Below are 23,762 nucleotides of genomic sequence, written 5' to 3' on the forward strand. Positions count from 1 at the left end.
GTTCCCGCGGAACGCCGTCAGACCTGCATCAGCCGGATGTTGTTGGTGTTCCCCACGGTGTGGAACGGGATTCCGGCCGTCACGACGATGATGTCGTTCGGCTTGGCGAAGCCCTCCGCCCGCGCGTACTGGCCGGCCTTGGCGGTCATCTCCTCGTAGGAATCGACGTCGTCGGTGTGGACGCTATGCGCGCCCCAGAGCAGGCACAGACGCCGCGAGGTGGCGAGACTCGGGGTCAGCGCCAGGATCGACGACGCGGGGCGCTTGCGCGCGACCCTGGCGGCCGTCGTCCCGCTCGTGGTGTAGGTTACGATCGCGGCGGCGCGCACCGCCTCGGCCAAGTCCGCTGTGGCGGTGGCCACCGCGTGGGGTGGGGTCTCCTCCTCGCTGGGCTCGGAAGCCGCCACGATCGAGTGGTAGAGCTTGTGCCCCTCCACGCTGCGGATGATCCGATCCATCATCGACACGGCTTCGACCGGGTACTTCCCGGTGGCCGATTCCGCCGACAGCATCACCGCGTCGGCACCGTCGTAGATCGCCGTCGCGACATCCGATGCCTCGGCCCGGGTCGGGGCCGGGGCCTGGACCATCGAGTCGAGCATCTGGGTCGCCACGATCACGGGCTTCACGGCGAGCCGACAGGCTCGGATCAGCTCCTTCTGCCGCCCGGGCACGTCCTCGTGCGGAATCTCGACGCCGAGATCGCCCCGGGCGACCATCACGGCATCCGAGAGCCGGATGATGTCGTCGATCCGTTCCAGCGCCTGCGGTTTCTCGATCTTCGACATGATGCCGGCGCGATCACCGATGATGCCGCGCGCCTCGATCAGGTCTGATGGTTTCTGGACGAAGGACAGCGCGACCCAGTCGACGCCGAGGTCGAGCCCGAAGGCGAGGTCCCCACGGTCCTTCTCGGTGAGGGGCGACAGGTCCAGGAGCGTACCCGGCAGGTTGACGCCCTTGCGGTTCGAGATGACGCCGCCCGTGATCACCTCGGCGGTGATCGCGTCCCGCTCCGGCCCGAGGACGCGGACCCGCACCCGCCCGTCGTCGATCAGGAGTTCCTGTCCGGGCACCACCGCGGTGAAGATTTCCGGGTGGTGGAGCGGGATCGCCTGCTTGTCGCCGTCGGCTCCTTCAAGGACGAAGCGAATCGTCTCACCGGCGACCAGATCCTGGCGTCCGCCCTGCAGCGTGCCGATGCGGATCTTCGGTCCCTGCAGATCCTGCAGGATGCCGATCGGGCGACCGACCTCCCGCTCGAGGGCGCGGATCGCCGCGTGGACCTTGGCGTGGTCCTCCTGCACGCCGTGGCTGAAGTTGAGCCGGAAGGTGTCGACGCCGGCGAGGAACAGGTCGCGCAACCGGTTTGGTGCCGAGCTGGCCGGGCCGACCGTAGCGACGATCTTGGCGTGGCGGTGACGGCGCATGCGGGCCTCTGCCATGAAGACGATCTCCGGGAATCGGCCGGGCGATCGGGCCCGCCGACGGCCCCCACATTGGTAAGAATGGGCGCGGAGGCGAGCTTTTTCTGGCGGTCCGGAGACATTCGCCGTTCGGACCGCGCCCTATTTGGCGATCTCCCGGGCGATGCCGGCGAGCCCATCGTCGTAGATTCCGGTGATGTCCTTGAGGGCGTCGGCGTCGCTCATGCCCTCGGCGTCGAAGGTCGCGGTCCAGACCACCGTGGAGCCCGTGCCGTTCGGGCGGACCGCCAGGGTAGCGTTGTAGGCACGCACCGGCAGCGGGCCCTGGATGAAGCTGTAGCTGTAGCTCATGGCCGCCTCGTCGCGGGCGGTCTCGACCTCGACGATCGTGCCCAGGCCGCCCTTCGCCACCAGACCGCGGATCTGTGCGCGGATGCCGTCGTCGTCGTCGTCGCGCGAGAGGATGCAGCGCTCGACCTGCGGGTGCCACAGCCCGATCGCGCAGAAATCGCCGATCAACGCCCAGATTGCGGCGGGCGGTGCCGGGATGTCGCGGCTGCGGGTGACCTCGAGGGCGCAGGCCGGGCCGGCCGCCAGCAGGCCTGCGGCGCAGATCACCCACAGGGCGGGTCGTTTCACGATGGGGCCTCCGCAGAACGTCGTCGATGGAAAGTAGGGCGCCTGCCGAGCGAAGCCCATCGGGCTACCGGGGCCGACGATGCCTGGATACCAATGGGTCAGGCCGGTAAGACGACGCTGCCGATCGGTCGCCACGACGGTGCGCTTCGATGGGTACCCCTTGACAGGCTTTGAGTCGGAGACGCCGATGGACGATCGCCCCTGGCCGGCCTTCCTCGCAGAGCGTGGCTGGCGGGCCCTGTCGCGCCGCTGGCGACCCGCTTGTGCGCTCGGAATCGCGGCTCTTGCCTCCGCGCCGGGGCTGGCCATGGCCGCGCCCGGCGATAGCCCGCCAGCCGTGTCTTTCGAATCCTGCCGCGGCGATTTGATGGCCTGGGCGACAACGCACGACGTCCCACATTCCGTCGCGCAGGCGCAGTTGGGTGACTTGCAGCCGGACGCGGAGGTGCTGGCGGCGACGCAGAATCAGGGAGAGTTCGTCCGGCCGATCTGGGACTACATCGAGGCCAGCGTAACGCCGGCGCGGATCGAGACCGGTCAGCGCAAGCTGGCGGAGCTGGCGACACCGCTGGCGGCCATCGAGGCGCAGTACGGCGTCGACCGCTACACGCTTGTGGCCTTCTGGGGCGTCGAGTCGAGCTACGGTGCCGTGCTCGACAATAGCGCCGTGGTGCGGCCCGTGGTGCGCGCGCTCGCGACGCTGAGCTGCGGGGATTCCAGCCGGTCGTCCTACTGGCGCGACGAGTTGACCGCCGCGCTGCAGATCATCGCCCGTGGAGAGGCGCCCCTCGACCGCATGCCGGGCGGCCTGACCGGGTCCTGGGCCGGCGCGATGGGCCATACCCAGTTCATGCCCAGCGTCTACCAGCGCTACGCGGTGGATTTCGATGGGGATGGGAAGCGGGACATCTGGACGTCGGCCCCGGACGCACTCGCCTCCACGGCGAATTATCTGCGCGATCACGGCTGGCGGTCCGGCGAAGGCTGGGGCTACGAAGTGGTGCTGCCGGACGGGTTCGAAGCTGCGCTGGCCGACGAGACCACGCCGCGCAGCCTCGCGGCGTGGCGGGACCTCGGCGTGAGGCTCACCCGGGATCGCCCTATTCCGGACGAGGCCGCGACGGCGACCCTGATCCTGCCTGCGGGAATTCGCGGGCCCGCCTTCCTGCTCCGGCCCAATTTTTCCGCGATCCTGCGCTACAACACGGCTCTGGCGTATGCCTTGACCGTGGCGCTGCTCTCGGACCGCCTGCGCGGCGATCCGGGCCTGTCGCGCGACTGGCCCCGGGGTGACCGGCCGCTCACCGGGGACGAGCGCCGCGACCTTCAGACCCGGCTGAGCGAGCGCGGCTACGCCACCGGCGGCGTCGACGGGAAGATCGGCCCGAAGACCCGGGCGGCCCTGCGCGCCTATCAAGGTTCGCAGGGGCTGCCGGCGGATGGCTACGCCGACGCGGCGCTGCTGGACCGCATCCGCGCGGCGCCATGAGAGGCGCCGCAGGCCAGATGGGCGCTCAGGCCAGGAAGGCCGGCTCGTCCCGGGCCAGGACCCGCTTGACGCTTTCGAGGTGCAGGCGCGCGCTCTCGGCGCGGCCGGCGGCTTCCTGAGCGGCCACGCGCTTCACGATTTCCTCGGGGACGGTTTTGATTGTGCGGCCCGTGCTCATGGCGAGCACCTGTGCCTGGGCCGCGCGCTCCAGGTAGTAGAGGTCGTCCCAAGCTTCCGCGATGGTCTCGCCCAGCACCATGACGCCGTGGTTCTTCAGGAACACCACGTCGGCCTCGCCGGCACTCCGGGCGATCCGTTCGCCCTCGCTCGCGTCGAGCGCCAGCCCGTTGTAATCCTCATCCACGGCGATACGGCCGTAGAATCGCAGGGCGGTCTGCCCGGCCCAGAGCAGCGGCTGCCCCTCCAGCATGGCCAGCGCCGTCGCGTAGGGCATGTGGGTGTGGAAGGCGGCCCGGGCGTTCGGCTTCAGCCGGTGCAACTCGGCATGGATGTGGAAGGCCGTCGCCTCGGGCTGGCCGTCGCCCTCGACCACGTTGCCGTGGAAATCGCACAGCAGCAGGCTCGACGCCGTCACCTCTGCGAAAGCCAGGCCGTAGGGGTTGACCAGGAACAGGTCCGGACGCTCCGGCAGCACAGCCGAGAAGTGGTTGCAGATCCCCTCTTCGAGGCCGTTGCGCGCGGCCCAGCGCAGGCAGGCCGCCAAATCGATCCGGGCGCGGCGGACGCTGTCCGCGTTCAGGGGCTCGTTGGCGCGCACGGGGGGCGTTCCAGAGGCTGTGACGGCGTGCGCCATGCGGGAAGGCTCTCTCTATCTCGGTTCGGATCCGGGCCGCCGGAATCAGGCAGACCGGTATGATACGCGGTCGCGCGGCCCTGCGGACCATTGTTGCGTGGATACCATCAGGCTTGCCCGTCGGTGACGCCGCCGACGAGGTTGAGCCTGAGCAGGAAATCGGAGGCGAAATCCGTGCGCACCACCGGATCACGCCCCATAGGCTCCCGCAACGCTTCGCGTTCGGCCCGGCGGGCCGCCACCGCCTCGGCCACGGTGACGCTGCGGAACGACAGCGTGGTCCCGCCCTGCGCCTGAGCGAGGCGCCCGAGATCCGGCCCGATCACGGTGGCGATCTTCGGATAGCCGCCGGTCGACTGCCGGTCCGCCATCAGGATGATCGGCAGGCCGTTGCCGGGCACCTGGATCGCCCCCATCGCCACCCCGTCCGAGACGATGTCGTGGCCCTTGGTGTGCTTGAGCGGCGTTCCGTCGAGGAAGCAGGCCATGCGGTCGCCGCGCGGCGAGACGGTCCAGGGGCCGGCCAGGAAGGCATCGATCTGGTCGGAGGCGAAATAGTCGTCCTGCGGGCCGAGCACGACCCGGATTTCCATCGGATCGCGGTCAAGCCAGGGCGCGATCAGCCGGTGCGCCGAGGCCTCGCCGGGCCGGGCCTCGGCCACGGGAAGGCGGTCGCCTGCAGCCAGTCCGCGACCGTCCAGGCCGCCGAGGCCGGAGCGGGTGTGGGTCGCGGTCGATCCGAGCACCGGCGCCACGTCGAGCCGCCCCTGCACGGCGAGGTAGCCCCAGGCGCCGGACGAGCCGGCGCGCACCGTCAGCGTCCGGCCCGGCTCCAGGGTCAGCGCGACCGCGTCGGGAAGGGGAACTCCGTCGAGGGTGATCCGGAAACTCCGGGAGACCATGGCGATGCCGAGCGGCCCGCCGTCGGCCGTGACGGTGAGGCCGCCGGTGGAGACCTCGATGGCGGTGGCGTCCAGGGGATTGCCCGCCGCGCGGTTGGCGGTGGCGTGCATCAGCGGGTCCATCGGGCCCGCGGCCGTGATGCCGTAGCGCAGGTAGCCGTGCCGGCCGCCATCCTGCAGCGTCACGCCGGGCCCGGCGGCCTCGATGACGAGGGCGGTCATCGATCGGCCTCCCCACGGCGGGCGACCGGCTCGCCCGCCGCCTCCCGGGCGGTCAGGGCATCGAAGGTCGCGACGTCCACGGCCTCGAACCGGATCAGGTCGCCGGCACCGACGAAGAAGCTCTCGCTGCGCTCCGGGGCGTAGAGCCGGGCCGGAGTGGCGCCGATCACGTACCAGCCCGTGGGCATCGGCACGGTGGCCACTGCGGCCAGGCCTCCGCCGACCACCACGGCGTTTTTCGGATGCGGGGGCCGCGGGCTCGCGCGCCTGGGTACCGCGAGGGTCTTGGGCAGGCCGCCGAGATAGGCGAAGCCCGGTGCGAATCCGTACATGTAGACCCGGTAGGTGGCTCCGGCATGGGTCGCCATTACGGCGTCGGCGGAGAGCCCGGTGCGTTCGGCGACCTGCGCGATGTCCTCACCGTGGGGAGCGTCGTAGCAGCAGGGCAGCGTCCAGAGGGTCGGCGTGCCGGCACGGGCGACGGCGCCGGCGATCAGCGCCCGCACTCGCTCCGCCAGCGTCTCACGGTCGAGCACCAGCGGATCGTAGTGGAGCATCAGGGAGCGGTAGGTCGGCACGCGCTCGCGCAATCCCTCCGGCGGATCGGCGCCGAGGGCGTCGTCGAGCGCCAGGACCCGGTCGCTGATCGTGGGATCGACGGTGCTGCCGAACTCGACCACCAGCGCTGCCTCACCGGAATCCAGCAGCCGCGGTTCGCTCACCGCGTCGCTCATGGGCGGAACGGCGCCAGGGTCACGCCGGCGCCTTCCAGGCGGGCGCGCACCGCCCGGGCCGTGGCGACCGCGTGCGCGGAATCCCCGTGGACGCAGATCGAGCGGATCGGCGTCGGCAGGGACTTGCCCGAGGCGGTGAGGATCGCCCCGCCCTCGACCATGCGGAGGACCCGGTCTGCGGCCGCATCGGCCTCGGTGATCAGCGCGCCGGGCCGGTCGCGCGCGATCAGCAGGCCGGCTTCGGTGTAGCCGCGATCGGCGAAGATCTCCTGGTGGACCTCGAGCCCGCAAGCCTCGCCCGCCGCCACCTGTGCGGTGAGTGCGATGGCGAGCAGCGCCAGGTCCCGATCGACCGCCCGGACCGCTCTGGCGATCGCGTCGGCGACGGCCCGGTCTTCGGCGGCCAGGTTGGCGAGCGCGCCGTGCGCCTTCACGTAGGTGACCCGGTGGCCGGCATAGGCGGCGAGCGCCTGCGCGGCGCCGACCTGGTAGGCGACGAGCCGTTCGATCTCGGGCGGGGTGAACGGCATGCGCCGCCGTCCGAAGCCCCAGAGGTCCGGAAAGCCCGGATGGGCGCCGACCGCCACGCCGCGCGCCTTGGCCAGCGCGAAGGTGCTGGCCATGATCTCGGGATCGCCCGCGTGCAGGCCGCAGGCGACGTTGGCGGAGGTGACAATGCCGAGGATCGCCGCATCATCCCCGCAGGCGTAGGTGCCGTAGCCCTCGCCGAGATCGGAATTCAGGTCCACGCTGGCCAACGGACTCGTCCCTTCCTGCTGCGTACCGCTCCGGGCAGGCAGGCCTGGAGGGCGGCCCGCATCGCGACCGGATCACGATCCTTCCACACCGCCGACGCTCAGAAGTCGAGAGCGCCAGGCCGGCTGGAAGCGCGAGAGCACGAGCAAGGCCGATGCCGCGTGGTCATTTCCAGCGTGCCGGAAGCCTTTCACGCGCAGCACAGATCTCGGGGGCAGATCTCGGTGGCGCAGGTTCAAGGGTGCCGGCCGGATGCGGGCGGAGCGATGAGGCGTCGGCCCAGCAGAGCCAGGGTCGCGCGTCGACCGAGCTTCATCATCGGATAGAGCAGGCGCGCGCGGGACGGGCTGCGTAGCAGCCACGATAGGGCGCGGCCGATCGGGCCCCGATCCTCGCTAAGGGTCGAGAGCAGGACCAAGGCGTCCGGGCCGTAATACAGGGTCCGGCCGTGGCGGACGACCATGCCGTTGTCGAGGTCGTAACCGCGCCGGGTCAGGTCCTCGACCACCGGGCCGCCCTCCCGGGCATCGACCAGTGCCACGGTGCCGACCGACCGGCGCAGGGCCATCAGGCGCACGTAGTTGCTGCAGAACGGGCATTCGCCGTCGTAGACGACCGTGAGAGCTGCATCGGTCATGGCTTCAGATCGATCCGATGCTCGGCTTCCGAGACCAGCCTGCGGACCGGCACGCCGTCCTGCAGGCTGAGGCAGACCGATTCCCGCCGATAGATGTAGGCGACGATGTCGTGCAGGCCCACGCCGTCGAAGCTCGCTCCGTGCTGGAGCGGGACGAAGAAGTGATGCGGGTAGAAAGCATGGGGGAACGACCCCAGCCTGTCGGCAATTCCAGTGACCAGTCGGTGATAGCCGCGGATGTAGGCATCGACCGCGGGCCGATCGATCTCGATCTTGGCGAGGTCTTGCCCGGCGCCGTCCCGGGCGGTGAGGACCGGCACGTCGCAGGACAGCGACGCGACGACTTTCCGGTAGACCTGGGTTCCGCCATTCGGGTTGTCGAGGGCGAAGGCGGTCTCCGCATCCGGCGATCCGTAGGCCATGTGGGCGAAGGGATACGAGTAGAAGGTGAAGAAGTTCGTCGGGACGTAGTGGCGCCCGCCGTCCTTATCGACCGCCTGGAAGTACAACTTATTATTCGCCGCGGTGTCGTACCAGCCGAGCCGCGCCTGAGTCATGAAGCTGTTGTCGCTCAGGATGAACAGCACCGAGAGCACCCCGACCATCAGCGGCGGCCGCTGGTAATGCCGGCTGATCACCACGGCGCCGATCGCCAGGTTCAGCAGGATCCACGGGGCGAAATTGGCGCCCATGACGACCACGATGGACAGGTGCATCGCGTCGAAGCCGAGCAGCAGGATAACGAGCCAGCGCCGCGGCATCAGGATGCCGACCAGGGCCGCCCCTTGTCCGACCAGGATGAGCGTGTTCGTGAGGGGCCCGGCATGACTCAGGATCGCCCGCATGCCTTCCACCAGCCAGGCCCAGCTCGCGTAGAAGACGTGGTTGTTGTCGAGGCCGACGCTGAACAGTTTTCCTGGGTCGTTCGCGAGCAGCCAGGATGTCGGGCCGGCATCCAGCGTCACCTTGGCCAGGAAGGATGAGTAGTAGTTCCCGAGGTGGATGCTGATCGCGGCGGCGATGAGAACCTTCGAGAACAGCGCACCGGCGGTGGCAATGTCGGTCCTGGCGGCAGCGGGCATGCCCGGCGATGCGCTCACCTGGGCCGTGAGGGCGATGACGCCGAGACCGGCCAGCAGGCAGAAGCTGACCTCCGCCAGGGGCACGACGTCGATGATGTGTCCGTGCCAGAGCCCCGTCACCCGGCTGACGGCGAGCTTGCTCCAAACCAGGTAGGCCGCGCCCACCACGCCGAGCGACGGCCAGCGCAGGCACAGGATCCCGCAGGCCACGGCGGCGATCCAGAGGCCCACGAGGGCGCCCAGCGTCGCCATCGCCTTGAAGCCCTGCTCGACCACCGGGAACAGCGGGTAATGCACGAGGGCGTAGGCCCCGGAGATCACGCCGATCAATTGGAGCAGCCGGACGGCGGCGGTGTCGGAGGCGGCGTAGGTCTGCCGCAGCATCGCGGCCGCCAGCAACAGCGGCAGCACGATAATGTAGTAGTTGTTCCGCTCGTCGACGATCCGCGACAGCTTGATCACCATCAGGAGCGCGGTGATCTGCGCGAGCAGGATCAAATACGGCCGGGCCTGCGCCAGCGAGAACGGTCCGGCCAGCCAGGATTCTCGGACCGTGAAGGTCTTGGTCGGATCCGAACTCGAGAGAGATCTGCCCATCGTCACGCTTCGCTGCCGGAGTGTGATGGCGGCCGCAGCGGCAGTGCGGCGACCGGGTTGCGTTCGATGGCGCGGTGGTGGCCCTCGACGCTTCGGCAATCAGAGTGTCATGGTTCGGGCGCGGGCCAAGGGTACGGTCGGCGCCGTATGCCTACGTCTTTCGTTTGTATTGCTGGCTTCGTCGCCGAGCCCCGGCACTGGAAGAGGGCGGCCACGGCATCCTCGCCGCGCGGCGGCCTGTTCTTCGCTCATCCGAATGGATCGTCGGCGCTCTGCGTCCTTCGAAAACGCTGAACGGAGTGAGCGCCGGGCAGCGCAGGCCGAATCCGGAGGCTGCACCGCAGCGAGCGACGTGCCGTGGCCGAGGATCCCGCACGCGAGGACGCGAGGTGGGCGACCGGATGCCCTGAAGACCGTTGTCGAGAACGGCGCTGCAGCCGCCTCTATTGCGGGGACATCGTGGAGTAGGGCGAGACTTCGTCGACGAACACCGTCTGGCCCGTCATGCGCGCCGTCAAAAAACGGCGCCGGGCCGCCAGCAGCGGCTGGAACAGGCGATTGCTCTTCAGGACGCCGCCGAACCGGGACCCGGATGTGAAGACCGTCGATTCGAACGGTTTTATCGACACCGGGTTCGGCGACATCACCCGGGCCCGGGCGATAGCCTGGCGCTCGAAGAAGTATTCCCAGTTGTCGGCAGCCGCCACGACCGGCCGGTTCACCTTCAGGATGCCTTCTGCCGCCTGCCGCGTGATCACGTAGGCGGCCGTCGTTCCGAGCCCGGCCATGTTCATGGGCAGGCACAGCCGGTAGTCGCCGATCGAATCGGCGTTCACGGTGCTGAAGGCGGCGCGATGCTGCGGCCGATTGTAGAGGAGGACGACATCGCCCCGGCGCAGGGTCGCCTCGACCCGGACCAAGATGTCGTGGATGTCCGGCGGCAACACCGCGTCGTCTTCGACGATGAGGGCCCAGGGTAACCTGCGATCGATCATGGATTCGTAGGCGGCCAGGTGCGAGAGGGCGCAGCCCACCTGTCCCGGGCTCAGATCGGATCCCGGCGACGCGTCACGGCCGGCCACCGACCCGTCGATACCCAGAATTTCGAAATCCGCCCCCCAGACCGTATGGAGATGCCGGGTAATATAGGCATGTCTCTCGCGAAACCGCGGGATCGATATTGCAATGCAGCACATTGTACCAGCCTTTGATTTAGAATCATGCGCTGAATTTAACAAACTTGCAAACATATTTTGCGGCCGAATTCAGTAATCGTCGTTTAAAAGTTTCGCCCTGCGCTGACGTTTCCGCACCCGGACTCTGCTGGGATGAACGCCTTGTCGAATTAGCCAGAGCGGAAAAGCGGAAAAATAATTTTCTAGTTAAAAGCCGGGGATCGCAAGATTTATGACACGTCATCCACGTGTATCTTCGAGAAATATTCGCGTGATCCGGAATTAGATTGCATACGAAGTGCGGACGATACGCTGCGCATCCTGCTTCCGCCTATGCGGCAGCTTCGGACTGGTAGGGGTAGGCCCCTGCTTCCAGCCGGACTGATCGTCGATCAGGCCGTCGGCCGTTGCCGCAGGACCGGAAGGATCGCCGCCAGCAGGAACTGATGCATCCCGTGATTCATGAACAACGGGCACTCGAAGCAAATGAAGACCACGAGCTGCGCGAGGAACAGGATCGGCCAGGCTTCGACATAGCCCGGAGACCGGGTGAAGTGCGCGATGACGCGACGTGCCGTATCGAGCAAGACGCCCGTGAAAATGATCAGGCCGACGACGCCGAATGCCACCGCAACGTCGATGAAGTTGTTGTGGAAGAACCAGAGCTTCTGCTTCGTGGTGAAGTGGAGGTAGGGCGCCGTGGTGATCGGGCTTTCCCAGTAGGCTTTGTAGCCGATCCCGACGAGGGGCTCCCGCCAGAACTGATCGATGCCGAACTGCCAGAGGATGGTGCGGCCGGTCAGGGTCGTGTCCTTGCCGAGGTCCGAGAGCAGGCTGGCGGAGAGGTCCGCTCCGTAGGTCGCGGCGACCAGGATGCCGATTCCCGCGAGCGCGATGGCAAGCCCGAGGCAGAAGCCCGTCACCAGGTTACCCTGTCGCCACGCCATGACCACGCAGAGTGGGGAGAGCCCCACTGCGCCGGCCACCAGGGCGGTGGCGGAATGGGACGAGACCAGCAGCATCACGGCGCCCAGGAAGGCCGCCCCGGTCAGGAGTCGGTGCCAGCCCTGGAGGAACAGGCAGGCGGCACAGAGGAGCTGGAGACTCATCAGGCTCCCGAGCACGTTCTTGTGCGAGTAGACCCCGGACCATTCCCCGCTGAGGCCGCGGGTCATGCCGGGGGCGGCAACGCCCAGCACCAGCGACAGGATCTGCCCGCCCAGCAGCCCGAGGAAGACGATCCTGACGACGCCCGATAGCCCCATCGTGGCGCGCAACGCGATCCCCGCCACGACCGTGGCGAGCAGCTGGAGGCCGTGATAGGCCGAGATGTCCGGGGTCAGCGACCATGCCGCCGACATCACGGCGAGCGCCGGCCAAAGCAGGATGACGGGCCGGCTGCCGAACAGCGTGCTGGCGAGATCGCGCCGTAAGACCAGGAAGGCGAGAGCCGCCAGGTCGGCGCCCAGCCAGACCGCCTTATCCAGACCCGGGAGCTTGACCTGCTCGCCGCTGATCGGCGCGAGCAGGATCAGCAGGACCCAGAGTATCGCAGCGGGCTCGAGCCGCGGCAGACCGTGGGCGCCGAGCCGGCGGCGCGACGGGCGGGCGACATGCCAAGCACCACGCTCATCGAGCCCGCCGGTTGGAAGCCAGGCCGATCCGGTCTCGTCCGGTCCGAAACCCGCCATGTCTCGACGAAACGCCATCGCCCTCAGCCTTCGACGTCCCGAGCGCTCCGCGCCGACGCATGGCCGAGGCTCCCGACGGCTTCGCTTGGAGGCGAACCGTCAGCCCGTCCAATACCGCCAAACGAGGTAGGCCGGTCCAACCCGCCCGACGCTGCGGGCCGAAGACAGGAAGGCGCCCCGGATTTGGGACGGACGGATGCACGCCGCTGTGGTCGGCGTGGACCGACTCCACCCTGCTCGCCAGCGTCGGTGCGATCGGCGGGTGGGACCGACCAGTGAATCAAACCGAGCCCCGGCCAGGATCCCGGTTCCGCCATTGACGAAAGCACGCCCGCACAATAGATGATGACTATAATTTTTGCGAAGGATCGGATCGATGTGGAGGCGGGCCATGGACGTGAGATGGATGCTCGCGCTTTCCGCATCGGCGCTGGTGGGCTGCTCGCCGGCTGAGACTGCCGTACCTCAGGAGCCGCCGCTGGTGCAGACCATCGAGGTCGTTCCGGGAACGAGGGGCGTCGTGCGCTATACCGGCGTCGTCCGGGCCCGCACGGAGAGCAATCTCGGGTTCCGGGTCGGCGGCAAGATCTTCGAACGCCTCGTCGATCCGGGGGATCATGTCCGGATCGGGCAGCCCCTGATGCGTCTGGACCGGACCGACTTCACCCTGGCGCTCAACGCGGCGCGCGCCTCCGTCGAGGCCGCGCGCGCCCAGATGATCAAGGCCAAGGCCGACGAGGAGCGTAGTCGCAAGCTGGTCGGCGACGGATGGACCTCGAAGCAGACCTACGACCAGAACAAGGCGGCGGCAGATGCCGCCATCGCCCAGTTCGCCAACGCCGAGGCCCAGGCGAGCCAGGTTTCCAACCAGGCCGGCTATTCCGAACTCCAGGCGGATGCCGATGGCGTCGTGATGGAGGTCCCGACCGAACCCGGTCAGGTGGTCGCCGCCGGCCAGACCGTCGTCAAGCTGGCGCGCGATGGTGCCCGCGAGGCGGAGGTCTTCCTGCCGGAGGCGAGCCGCCACTTGGCGCGGGGCACCGCCTCGGCGACGCTCTACGCAGAGGGCGAGGCGACCTATCCGGCACGGCTGCGCGAACTGTCGGCTACCGCCGACGCGGCCACCCGGACCTACCGGGCGCGCTACATCCTGTCCGGCGGCGGCGAGGACGCGCCGCTGGGCGCGACCGTGACGCTCCGGCTCAAGCCGGCGGAAACCGGACGTTCCGCATCGGTCGAGGTGCCGCTCGGGGCCCTGTTCGACCAGGGGCAGGGCTCGGCGGTCTGGAAGTTCGATGCCGGCACGAAGACGGTCTCCGCCCAACCGGTCTCGGTCGCGCGCATGTCCGAGGAAGAGGCCGAGGTCGTGTCCGGCCTCAACCCCGGCGACCGCATCGTGTCGCTCGGCGCGCATCTCCTGAAGGCGGGAGAGAGCGTGCGCCAAGCGCCCCCGAGCCTGACGGGAGTCGCCCGATGACCGGCTTCAACCTCTCCGCCCTGGCGGTCCGCGAGCGGGCCGTCACGCTCTTCCTCATCATCGCGGTGACGGCCGCCGGCTTCTTCGCCTTCCAAAAGCTCGGCCGCGCCGAGGATCCGGCCTTCACGGTCAAGACGATGTCCGTCTCGGCCGCCTGGCCCGGCGCCACCACCGACGAGATGCAGCGGCAGGTGGCCGACCCCCTGGAGAAGCGCCTGCAGGAACTCGTCTACTACGACCGCGTCGAGACCACGGTTCGGCCGGGCCTCATGCTGATGAAGGTCTACTTCAAGGACAGCATGCCGCCGGCCAAGCTCCAGTCGGAGTTCTACCAGGCCCGCAAGAAGCTGTCCGATCAGGCGTCCACCCTGCCGCGCGGCGTGATGGGCCCGCTGTTCAACGACGAGTTCTCGGACGTCTACTTCGCGCTCTATGCCCTCCAGGCCCAGGGTCTGCCGCACCGGCACCTCGTGCTGAAGGCTGAGGATCTGCGCCAGCGTCTGCTGCGGGTGCCGGGGATCGAGAAGATCAACATCCTGGGTGAGCAGACGCAGAAGATCTTCGTCGAGATCTCCTATCAGCGTCTCGCCACGCTCGGCATCACCGGCCAGCAGCTCCTGTCCGCGCTGGCCAACCAGAACGACGTGACCCCGGCAGGCTTCGTCGAGACCGCCGGGCCCCGGGTCTACCTGCGGCTGGACGGTGCCATCGACAACTTGGACGTCCTGCGGAACCTGCCGGTGAGCGCGGGCGACCGCAGCCTAAAGCTCGGCGACATCGCCGAGGTAAAGCGCGGCTACGAGGATCCGAAGGTCTTCGCGATCCGCAATGACGGCGAGCCGGCTCTGATGCTCGGCCTCGTGATGAAGCCCGGCTTTAACGGGTTGCAGCTCGGCGAAGCGTTGAACGCCGAGGAGGTCGCGATCCATCACGCGTTGCCGACCGGCATCACGTTCACGAAGATCACCGACCAGGCCAAGGTGATCGACGATGCCATCCACGAGTTCATGGTGAAGTTCTTCACGGCGCTGTCCGTGGTGATCGTGGTCAGCCTCGTCGCCCTCGGGTTCAGGGTCGGCATCGTCGTGGCGCTCGCCGTTCCTATCACCCTCGCCGCCGTGTTCGTGGTGATGATGGTCACCGGGCGGGATTTCGACCGCATCACCCTCGGGGCGCTGATCATCTCGCTCGGCCTGCTCGTGGACGACGCCATCATCGCCATCGAGATGATGGTGGTGCGCATGGAGGAGGGGGCCGACCGCATTGAGGCGGCCACCCATGCCTGGAGCGCCACCGCCGCGCCGATGCTCACCGGCACGCTCGTCACCATCGCGGGGTTCCTACCCGTGGGCTTCGCCGCTTCCACGGCGGGCGAATACGCCGGCAACATCTTCTGGGTGGTCGGCTTCTCGCTGATCATCTCCTGGATCGTGGCCGTGACCTTCACGCCCTATCTCGGCGTCAAGCTCCTGCCCAATATCAAGACGGTGGAAGGCGGCCACGAGGCGATCTACGCGACGCGGAACTACCAGCGCCTGCGTCGGATCGTGCGGGCCTCCGTCGACCACAAGTGGATGGCGGCCGGCATCACCGTGGCGCTGTTTGCGGTGGCAGTGGTCGGCATGGGAAAGGTCGAGAAGCAGTTCTTCCCGAACTCGGAGCGCCCGGAACTCATCGTCGAGGTGACCCTGCCGACGGGCACAGCCTTCGCGACCACGGAGGCCAGCGTGAAGAAGGTCGAGGCGGCCGTGCGTCAGCTGCCCGAGGCGCGCGAGATCACCAGCTACATCGGCCAGGGCATGCCCCGCTTCGTGCTCTCCTTCGACCCGGAGCTGCCCGACCCCGCCTTCGCGCAGATCGTTGTGCAGACCGCTGACGCCGCAGCCCGTGACGCGCTTCGGCTCAAGGTCCGCAAGCTTGTGAGCGACGGCCTCTTCCCCGAGGCGCGCGTGCGCGTACTGCAGATCGTGTTCGGGCCGCCCATCCGCTTTCCGGTCGCCTTCCGCGTGTTCGGGCCCGATCTCGACGTCATCCGCGGTATCGCGGCCGAGGTCGCCGACGCCATGGCCTCCAACCCGAACATGCGGCTGGTGCACCTGGATTGGGGTGACAAGACTCCGAGCCTGCGCCTTGTGCTCGACCAGGAGCGCCTGCGCCTGATCGGCCTGACCCCGAAGGAGGCCGGCCAGCAACTGCAGAGCTACCTCAACGGGACGCCCGCGACCCAGGTCCGCGAGAACCTGCGCTCCGTCGACGTGCTCCTGCGCAGCCCCGGACCGGAGCGCCGCTCGCTCGGCGAGATCGGCGACCTCACGCTGGCCACCCATGACGGACGCCAGGTCCCACTATCCCAGGTGGCGCATCTGGAGAGCCGCAACGAGGATGCGGTGCTCAAGCGCTACAATCGCGAGACCTACATTCGGGTGCAGGGCGACGTGCTCGACGGCAAGCAGCCGCCGGACATCCACGCGCAGGTGCTGCCGCTCCTCGATCCGATCAAGGCGAAGCTGCCGCCGGGCTACCGGATCGACACCGCCGGTGCCGTGGAGGAGAGCGCCAAGGCGATGAACGCGCTGGTGGCGGTCTTCCCCCTGATGCTGATCGTGACGCTGACGGTCATCATGCTGCAGGTGCGGTCGTTCTCGACCATGTTCATGGTGTTCGCGACCGCACCGCTGGGCCTCGTCGGGGCGGTCCCCACGCTGTTGATCTTCCAGCAGCCGTTTGGATTCAACGCGATCCTGGGATTGATCGCGCTGTCGGGCATCCTGATGCGCAACACGCTGATCCTGGTGGATCAAATCCACCACGACCGCGCCTCCGGCCTGTCGGACTACGAGGCCATCGTGGAATCCACCGTGCGGCGGGCGCGGCCCGTGATCCTCACGGCGGCTGCCGCGATGCTGGCCTTCATCCCGCTGACGCACTCGGTGTTCTGGGGGGCGCTCGCCTACGTCCTGATCGGCGGCGTCGGCGTGGGCACGCTCCTCACGCTGCTGTTCCTGCCGGCGCTCTATGCCTTGTGGTTCCGGGTGGCGCGGGAACCCCGCACGGGCCGCGCCGCCGCCGGCTCCGGCGCGGTGCCGGTTCGGTCCGGGGGGTAGCCCGGACATCCAGGATCGCGCGTTCGGCAGCGAACGTGCGGTCGGCCGGCCGGCCTGCATTGATGCCCCCCTCCGCAGGCCGGTCGACCGAAATCGTCAATCCCTGTCGCCGAGCTCGCGGCTCAGTGGCCGGACCCCATCGAAAGCCAGCCTGTCCCGCCCTTCTTTAGATGATGAAACGCATTTATATCGGTCTCAGGAACGCCGAAGGATCAGGTCATGCCCAGAGTTTCCCAAGAGCAGGCCAAGCTCAACCGCCGCCGCGTCGTCGAGGTCGCTGCGTCGCTGTTCCGGGAACGCGGCCTCCATGGCGTCGGGGTCGCCGACATCATGGCGTCGGCCGGCCTCACCCATGGCGGGTTCTACGGTCAGTTCTCCAACAAGGAGGCCCTTGCCGCGGAGGCGTTCGACAGCGCGCTCGACGAGGAATACCGCGGGAGCCTCGACACCCTCATCGCCAACTACCTGTCCCTCACGCATGTCCGGTCACCCGGTATGGGATGCCCTCTCGCGGCCCTGGCGAACGACGTGGCCCGGGAGCCGCGGGGCGGTCCTGTCCGGGCGCGGTTCACCCAGGGCGTCGAGCGCATGGCCACCATCCTCGCAGGCCTTACGCCCAGGGGAGCCAAGGAGCGCCGCAGGCAACGGTCCCTGGCGACGCTGTCGACGATCGTCGGTGCCGTCGTGTTGGCGCGAGCAGTCGACGACGAGGCTCTCGCGAGCGAACTGATCCGGGCAGCGCAGGCTGCCGTCACCGGATAACGTCGGCCAGGCCGGGACGGCCCGCATTTTTTTGCGAGTGCGTCCTCATCGCCTGAACGCGCGACCGCGCCGGTCCTGGCCGGACCCGCAGGTGCCGCGCGACGTCCGCGGCGTACCCAGGACTCCGCCAGAGGATAACGATGCGCGAACGAATCGTGGTCACGGGAATGGGCGTCGTCTCCCCGCTCGGCTGCAGCGTCGAAGGGATGTGGCGCCGGCTCGTCGGATCCGAATCCGGTGTTCGGCGCTTGCCGGACGACCTCGTCCCCGACATCGACGCGAAGGTCGCCGGGCTCGTGCCGTCCCGGGACGAGGATCCGGACGGGTTCGATCCGGGCGCCCTCATCCCGGTCAAGGACCTCCGCAAGATGGACCGGTTCATCCAGTTCACGTTGACGGCCGCGGAACAGGCCCTTCGGCAGTCGGGCTGGAAACCCTCCAGCGAGTGGGAGCGCGTCCGCACCGCGACCATCGTGGCCTCCGGCATCGGAGGCTTCCAGACCATCACGGACGCTGTGGAGACCGTGCGCACTCGCGGCGCGCAGCGCCTGTCGCCGTTCACGGTGCCGGCCTTCCTGGTCAACCTGGCCGCCGGCCATGTCTCCATCCGCTATGGCTTCAAGGGACCGCTCGGGGCTCCCGTCACCGCCTGCGCGGCGAGCGTCCAAGCCATCGGGGATGCGATGCGCCTGATTCGTGCCGGCGACGCCGATGTCGTCGTCTGTGGCGGTACCGAGGCCTGCGTCACACGCGTCGCGCTCGGCGGCTTCGCCGCGGCGCGCAGCCTCTCGACGGCGTTCAACGACACGCCAGCCGCCGCGTCGCGGCCCTTCGACCAAAGACGCGACGGCTTCGTCATGGGTGAGGGCGCCGGCATCCTCGTGCTGGAAACTCTGACGCACGCGCAGGCGCGTGGCGCCGTCCCGCTGGCCGAACTGGTCGGGTACGGCACAAGCGCCGACGCCTACCACCTCACCGCCGGTCCCGCGGATGGCAGCGGCGCCCGCCAGGCGATCACCACGGCCCTGGCCATGGCAGGGCTGGAACCCGCCGCCATCGGCTACGTCAACGCGCACGCGACCGCGACGTCGGTCGGCGATTCGGGGGAGCTGGCGGCGCTCAGGTCCGTCTTCGGCGAGGACGGTCCGGCCATTTCCTCGACGAAGTCCGCAACCGGCCACCTCCTCGGCGCCGCCGGCGGTCTGGAGGCGCTCATCACGGTGCAGGCATTGCGCGAGGGCGTCTTGCCGCCCACCCTCAATCTGACCGATCCCGACGCGGGCGCGTCAGGCCTGGACCTCATCGGACCGGAGGCTCGGCGAGCCTCTGTGGACTACGCGCTTTCGAACGGTTTCGGGTTCGGGGGTGTCAACGCCAGCATCATCCTGAAGCGGATGAACGCTCTTTGAAAATCGATTCACGGATACTAGTAAACGACGAGGACATACACGGGTGTTTGGAACTTATTCCAATCTCGAATAAATTTAGACGAAGTCTACGGGTTCTGCGGTGCTGTCGCCGGGGAGCGAGGCTCCATGAACAAGGACTTCGTGTTTCATCCGTATCGCGCGCAAATCGGCCTGCGTTGCGCTGCAGGCCTTGGCAAGCCCGCACATCGTGAAAAACCGGTTGCTGAGCGCATTCAGGCAACGAAAAACCCGCCAAGTCACTGACCGGGCGGGTTGAATTCGATGGCTGGGGGACCTGGATTCGAACCAGGACTAGAGGAGTCAGAGTCCACCGTTCTACCGTTAAACTATCCCCCATCGCGTCGGTCGGCCCAAGGTCGGCACGACCGAACAGCGTCCGCGCCGACGTGGCGGCTCGGGCGTGGGCGGTGAGATAGGCGGAATGCGGTGACAGGTCAACCGCTCGTTCTGCGGTTGACGCGGCGCCCGGGGCAGCCATAACCGGGGGGCCGCAGGCGCGGCCTGGAAGGGTGGCCGAGTGGTTTAAGGCAGCGGTCTTGAAAACCGCCGTGGGGGCAACTCTACCGTGGGTTCGAATCCCACCCCTTCCGCCGCCGCGCCTTCCTGCGAAGCGGTTTCGCCGCTCTGGACATACGGTGCGTCGGCTCGCGCGGCGGATCCAAAGTGGTCCGATGCGCATGATAACGAAGTCCAGCCTCGGATTTACGCGCCCTTAAGGATGCATTCGCAATCTCCGCGCGACGGGAGGGCGCGGAATGCTCGATCAGTATGGCGGGCGGGCACGCGGTGCTGCGTCGGGGGCGGCTGCCATGCGCAGCCTCACGAAGGCTCGGGACCATCGCGCGTCAGGGCGCTTCGATCGGGCCGAGTCGAGCCTGCGCCGTTTGCTCGATGCCGAGCCGAACCATCCCGAAGCGCATTACGAACTCGGCCAGATCGCCGCCAGCCGCACGCCCGAGAAGGCTGTGGCCCATTTCGTCACGGCGCTGCGGGGCGCCCCGGAGCGACCGGGCTACTGGCTGGCGCTCGCCACCGCGCTGCTGGCCGTCGAACGGCAGCCCGATGCGCGCGCGATCCTGGAGCGCTACAAGGCGCAAGGCTTCGGGCCCGAGGCGCAGCCGCTCATCGCGGCGTTCCTGGAGCGTACCTTCGCGGCGGCGCAGATCCGCTACGATCACGGCGAGTTCCTGCCGGCGGAGGCCCTGCTCGACCTGGTTCTGCTCCTCGACGACAGCCACGCGCACGCAACCTATCTCGCCGGCGCCATCGCGGCCCGGACGAACCGGCCCGAGCTGGCCTACGACCTGATCAGCATCGCGCTCTACCGCGAGCCGGAGAACCCGCTGTTCTTCAGCGGGCTCAGCTCCGTGCTGACCAACCGCGGCGACCATGACGGCGCCATCTCGGCGCTCGAGAAGGCCCTCGAGCTCGATCCCGATCTCGCGATCGCGCATGCCAACATCGCTGGCGTCTACCAGCGGCGCTTCCGCTACGGCGAAGCCCTGCGGCATGCCGAGCGGGCGATCGTGCTGGAGCCCGAGAATGCCGGCGCGCACAGCAACCGCGGCAGTGCTCTGCTAGCCCTCGGGCGCCTGGGCGAGGCCGTGGAGGCGTTCGACCGCGCCCTCGATCTCGACCCGTCCAAGCTGTTCGTCGCCTCCAACCGCCTGTTCGCCAAGCTCTACGCGGCGGATATCCCGCTCACGGAATACGCCGACGATGCGCTGGCCTATGGCCGCCGCTACGCGGATCCGTTGCTGCGCCGCCGCCCCTTCGCCAACGATCGCGACCCGGAGCGCCGGCTGCGCATCGGCTTCGTCTCGGGTGATCTCTGCAACCACGCCCTGGTCCGCTTCTTCGAGCCCTACCTGCGCGCCGTCGACCGGGAGGCCTTCTCGATACAGGCCTACATGACCCACGCGAGCGAGGACGCGATTTCCGAGCGACTCAAGCCGCTGTTCGACGGCTGGACTAACCTCGCCTGCCTGGACGACGACGCTGCGGCCGACCGGATCGAGGCCGACGCCATCGACATCCTGGTCGATCTCTCCGGGCACAGCGCCGGCAACCGTCTGCTCGTGTTCGCGCGCAAGCCCGCGCCGGTTCAGGCGACCTGGATCGGGCATCCCGGCACCACCGGGCTGGCGGCCATCGACTACCGCATGACCGACCCGATCACGGACCCGCCCGGCCTAGCCGAGCCCCTGCACGCGGAGCGGCTCTGGCGCCTGCCGCGAGTGACGGCGACCTATAGGGGCGTCGACGACCTGCCGCCCGTCCGCGAGAGCGCGCCTTTCGAGGATGCGGGATACATCACCTTCGGCTGCTTCAACCGCCTGACCAAGGTGTGCGACGCGGCCCTGAAGACCTGGGCCGACATCCTGCTGGCGGTGCCTGACGCGCGTCTGTTCATGGTGGTGGGCGATATCGGAACCGCGGAAGTCCGCGAGGCGGTCGATACGCGCCTCGCCGCGGCGGGGATGCCCCTCGATCGGGTGGTCTTCCAGCCTCGGGTCAACACCGGTTACCACGAACTCTACCACCGGGTGGATATCGCCCTGGATCCGTACCCTTACAACGGCGGCACGACGAGCTACGACACCCTGTCGATGGGGGTGCCGTTCGTGACCCTGCGTGGCGCACACGCGGCGGCACGCACGGGCGTTTCGGTGCTCACGGCGATGGACCTTCCCGATCTGATCGCCGACACCGAGGACGCCTACGTCGCGATCGCCCGGGATCTGGCCACGGATCCGGAGCGCCTTCGCGGGATCCGGAGCGGGCTTCGCGAGCGTCTGCACGGCAGCGCGCTCATGGACCACGCCAGCTTGGCCGAGGATGTCGCGGTGGCGTTCCGGGGCATGTGGCGCTGCTGGCTTTCCGGCGCGCAGGTCTGATCGTACACTCGGGACCGGGCTTCGCCGATAGCCGGCTGACGATCCGGGTCTCCGGGCCCCGCGTGATGGCTGCGCTGCGACGTGGCGCCCTCCCGTCCTGCGCTGTTGCGATGGGCGCAATGAATTGGTTCCCCTATGCGAGGCTGAGTGCCTCCGCGCGCGGCTCCAAGTCTCGGATTCGATGCGCTGCCTGACGCCGAACCGGTATCCACCTGAGCGGCGAGCGCTCGGAGATCGAACTGTTGGAAGCGCAGGCCTTGCACTGCCGGTTGTTTGGACGAGCCGGCAATGGCTCACGACAGCACGACCGTGACCCCCAGAGCACCAGGAGCCGACGTTTGGATTTTCGATGCTCTGGGAATGGTATCCAGAACAAGGACGGAATTGGGCTGCGCCGTATCGATTTGCGAAAACAAATGCTACTGTGAAAATAACTGCTAGAAAGAAGTGCGTTTCACCGTAACGATTTCGATATTTGGTTCTGCAGGCCAAAGTATTCGACCTGTTGGTCCAAAAACAGTGCGTTTGATCAGTGTCGGATCAATATTTTTAACCATGCCGCACGGAAACATTTTTTCAGAGATCGAATTAATTGCTCGGCAAGCGATTGGACGATAGATCGCAGGAGCCGCCAATAAGACGGCTTCTCGATCAAAAGGATCGTCCCGATGTCTTCCAACGTCACCCTCACCGCCGCCACCCGCCAGAACCTGCTCTCGCTGCAGGATACGGCCTCGCTGACCGCGACCACCCAGAACCGGCTCTCCACCGGCCTGAAGGTTTCCTCGGCGCTCGACAACCCGGTGAGCTTCTTCACCTCGCAGTCCCTCAGCCAGCGCTCGGGTGACCTCGGCAACCTGCTCGACGGTATCTCGAACGGGATCCAGTCGATCCAGGCCGCCAACCAGGGCATCACCTCGATCCAGAAGCTGGTCGATCAGGCCAAGTCGGTCGCCAACCAGGCGCTGTCCACCCAGATCACCACCACCGGTACCGCCTCGACTGCCTACTCGGCCCCAGCCGCCGCCACCACCTTGAACCTCTACGTCAACGGCTCCGCGACCACCGTCGCGCTGGCCTCGACCGACACCCTCGACCAGGCCCTGACCAAGCTCAACACCGCGGTCGGCGCCGGCAGCTTCTCGAAGAGCACGGACGGCACCAAGATCGTGATGAACGCGTCCTCGGACGTGGAATTCAAGACTTCGGCCGACCAGACCGCACTCGGCTTCTCGGGCGGCACGGCGTCCTCCGGCCCGACCTACGGCACCACCGCCGCAGCCGGCCAGAGCTCGGACCTCAGCGTGTCGGGTGTGACGGCCCGGGCGACGCTCGCCTCGCAGTACAACAGCCTGCTGACCCAGATCGATCAGCTGGCCGGCGATTCGAGCTTCAACGGCACGAACCTAATCAACGGCAAGGGCGACAACAACAACCTGACGATCAACTTCAACCCGAAGGGCAACTCGAACCTCACGGTCAGCGCGACCGACGAGACCTCGAGCGGTCTGGGGTTGACCTCGATCACCAGCAGCTCGGCGAAGACGTCGACGATCGGGCAGGGCAACTTCCTGCTCAATTCCGACATCAACACGACGCTGGGCAAGCTGACGACCGCCTCCAGCCAGCTGCGTACCGACGCCTCGACCTTCGGTTCGAACCTGTCGGTGGTGCAGAACCGTCAGGACTTCAGCAAGAACCTGATCAACGTGCTCGATACCGGCGCGTCGAACCTGACCTCGGCTGATCTGAACCAGGAGGCTGCGAACTCGCAGGCCCTGTCTACCCGTCAGTCGCTGGGCATCTCGGCCCTGTCGCTGGCGAACCAGGCGCAGCAGGGCATCCTGCAGCTCCTGCGGTAAGCCTCGTCTCACGCACGATCGGAACGGCCGGGGCCTCGCCCCGGCCGTTTCCGTTTGTACCGCGT

At 67.9% G+C, this 23,762-nt stretch carries 18 protein-coding genes and 2 tRNA genes; 9 read left to right on the top strand and 11 right to left on the bottom strand.

The features are described from left to right. Positions 1 to 17: 17 nt before the first annotated feature. Both pyk and AC0IY0_RS12860 read right to left on the bottom strand, forming a co-directional pair. Positions 18 to 1,430 (bottom strand): pyruvate kinase, encoded by a 1,413-nt coding sequence (gene pyk / locus AC0IY0_RS12855; RefSeq protein ID WP_147937646.1) that lies wholly within the window; start codon positions 1,428 to 1,430, stop codon positions 18 to 20. A gap of 138 nt (positions 1,431 to 1,568) precedes the next feature. Next, entirely contained in the window at positions 1,569 to 2,066 is a 498-nt protein-coding gene (locus AC0IY0_RS12860) for an SRPBCC family protein (protein ID WP_471763983.1), read from the bottom strand. A 187-nt stretch (positions 2,067 to 2,253) separates the two neighbouring features. Between AC0IY0_RS12860 and AC0IY0_RS12865 the strand changes: the two genes are divergently transcribed. Next, complete coding sequence (locus tag AC0IY0_RS12865) at positions 2,254 to 3,555, top strand: lytic murein transglycosylase (RefSeq protein WP_471763984.1); 1,302 nt, start codon at positions 2,254 to 2,256, stop codon at positions 3,553 to 3,555. Positions 3,556 to 3,580: 25 nt separating this feature from the next. On the opposite strand, the gene AC0IY0_RS12870 is transcribed toward AC0IY0_RS12865, so the two are convergent. From AC0IY0_RS12870 to AC0IY0_RS12905, 8 genes are all read right to left on the bottom strand, one after another. Further along, positions 3,581 to 4,369 carry an aldolase gene (locus AC0IY0_RS12870; protein ID WP_471763986.1) on the bottom strand — a complete coding sequence of 263 codons (789 nt, stop codon included), beginning with the start codon at positions 4,367 to 4,369 and terminating at the stop codon, positions 3,581 to 3,583. Positions 4,370 to 4,476: 107 nt separating this feature from the next. Further along, complete coding sequence (locus tag AC0IY0_RS12875; RefSeq protein WP_471763987.1) at positions 4,477 to 5,493, bottom strand: 5-oxoprolinase subunit C family protein; 1,017 nt, start codon at positions 5,491 to 5,493, stop codon at positions 4,477 to 4,479. Beyond that, the gene (locus AC0IY0_RS12880; protein WP_471763989.1) at positions 5,490 to 6,227 is read right to left on the bottom strand and encodes a 5-oxoprolinase subunit B family protein; all 738 of its coding nucleotides are present in this window, start codon (positions 6,225 to 6,227) and stop codon (positions 5,490 to 5,492) included. The genes AC0IY0_RS12875 and AC0IY0_RS12880 overlap by 4 nt, the downstream gene beginning before the upstream one ends. Further along, positions 6,224 to 6,985: a LamB/YcsF family protein gene (locus AC0IY0_RS12885; RefSeq protein WP_147937591.1), complete on the bottom strand. Its 762-nt coding sequence runs from the start codon at positions 6,983 to 6,985 to the stop codon at positions 6,224 to 6,226. Before AC0IY0_RS12885 ends, AC0IY0_RS12880 begins: the two co-directional genes overlap by 4 nt. Positions 6,986 to 7,218: 233 nt before the next feature. Then, positions 7,219 to 7,620 carry a DCC1-like thiol-disulfide oxidoreductase family protein gene (locus AC0IY0_RS12890; RefSeq protein WP_419830634.1) on the bottom strand — a complete coding sequence of 134 codons (402 nt, stop codon included), beginning with the start codon at positions 7,618 to 7,620 and terminating at the stop codon, positions 7,219 to 7,221. Next, positions 7,617 to 9,299, bottom strand: a complete 1,683-nt coding sequence (locus AC0IY0_RS12895; RefSeq protein WP_471763990.1) for a hypothetical protein — start codon at positions 9,297 to 9,299, stop codon at positions 7,617 to 7,619. Before AC0IY0_RS12895 ends, AC0IY0_RS12890 begins: the two co-directional genes overlap by 4 nt. A 443-nt stretch (positions 9,300 to 9,742) precedes the next feature. Next, the gene (locus AC0IY0_RS12900) at positions 9,743 to 10,381 is read right to left on the bottom strand and encodes a glycosyltransferase family 25 protein (RefSeq protein WP_246691970.1); all 639 of its coding nucleotides are present in this window, start codon (positions 10,379 to 10,381) and stop codon (positions 9,743 to 9,745) included. A gap of 485 nt (positions 10,382 to 10,866) precedes the next feature. Then, complete coding sequence (locus AC0IY0_RS12905) at positions 10,867 to 12,183, bottom strand: O-antigen ligase family protein (protein WP_471763991.1); 1,317 nt, start codon at positions 12,181 to 12,183, stop codon at positions 10,867 to 10,869. Positions 12,184 to 12,556: 373 nt separating this feature from the next. On the opposite strand from AC0IY0_RS12905, the gene AC0IY0_RS12910 reads away from it, so the two are divergent. From AC0IY0_RS12910 to AC0IY0_RS12930, 5 genes are all read left to right on the top strand, one after another. Next, complete coding sequence (locus AC0IY0_RS12910; protein WP_471763992.1) at positions 12,557 to 13,642, top strand: efflux RND transporter periplasmic adaptor subunit; 1,086 nt, start codon at positions 12,557 to 12,559, stop codon at positions 13,640 to 13,642. Then, positions 13,639 to 16,746, top strand: coding sequence for an efflux RND transporter permease subunit (locus tag AC0IY0_RS12915; RefSeq protein ID WP_471763993.1), 3,108 nt, complete (start codon positions 13,639 to 13,641; stop codon positions 16,744 to 16,746). Before AC0IY0_RS12910 ends, AC0IY0_RS12915 begins: the two co-directional genes overlap by 4 nt. 219 nt (positions 16,747 to 16,965) lie before the next feature. Continuing rightward, positions 16,966 to 17,508, top strand: a complete 543-nt coding sequence (locus AC0IY0_RS12920; RefSeq protein WP_147906813.1) for a TetR/AcrR family transcriptional regulator — start codon at positions 16,966 to 16,968, stop codon at positions 17,506 to 17,508. Between the two features lie 140 nt (positions 17,509 to 17,648). Further along, entirely contained in the window at positions 17,649 to 18,917 is a 1,269-nt protein-coding gene (gene fabF, locus AC0IY0_RS12925) for a beta-ketoacyl-ACP synthase II (RefSeq protein WP_471763994.1), read from the top strand. A gap of 126 nt (positions 18,918 to 19,043) precedes the next feature. Next, a complete protein-coding gene (locus AC0IY0_RS12930; RefSeq protein WP_471763995.1) occupies positions 19,044 to 19,181 on the top strand; it encodes a hypothetical protein in 138 nt (45 codons plus the stop codon). Between the two features lie 19 nt (positions 19,182 to 19,200). Here the strand turns inward: AC0IY0_RS12930 and AC0IY0_RS12935 are convergent. Continuing rightward, positions 19,201 to 19,274, bottom strand: a tRNA-Gln gene (locus AC0IY0_RS12935). 167 nt (positions 19,275 to 19,441) lie between these two features. Here AC0IY0_RS12935 and AC0IY0_RS12940 point away from each other — a divergent pair. The 3 genes from AC0IY0_RS12940 (at position 19,442) to AC0IY0_RS12950 (ending at position 23,697) form a co-directional block, all read left to right on the top strand. Continuing rightward, a tRNA-Ser gene (locus AC0IY0_RS12940) sits at positions 19,442 to 19,528 on the top strand. 219 nt (positions 19,529 to 19,747) lie between these two features. Continuing rightward, entirely contained in the window at positions 19,748 to 21,835 is a 2,088-nt protein-coding gene (locus AC0IY0_RS12945; RefSeq protein ID WP_471763996.1) for a tetratricopeptide repeat protein, read from the top strand. 668 nt (positions 21,836 to 22,503) lie between these two features. Continuing rightward, positions 22,504 to 23,697, top strand: a complete 1,194-nt coding sequence (locus AC0IY0_RS12950; protein ID WP_147906816.1) for a flagellin N-terminal helical domain-containing protein — start codon at positions 22,504 to 22,506, stop codon at positions 23,695 to 23,697. Positions 23,698 to 23,762 lie beyond the last annotated feature (65 nt).

The sequence above is a fragment of the Methylobacterium sp. AC315 genome (assembly GCF_979253755.1).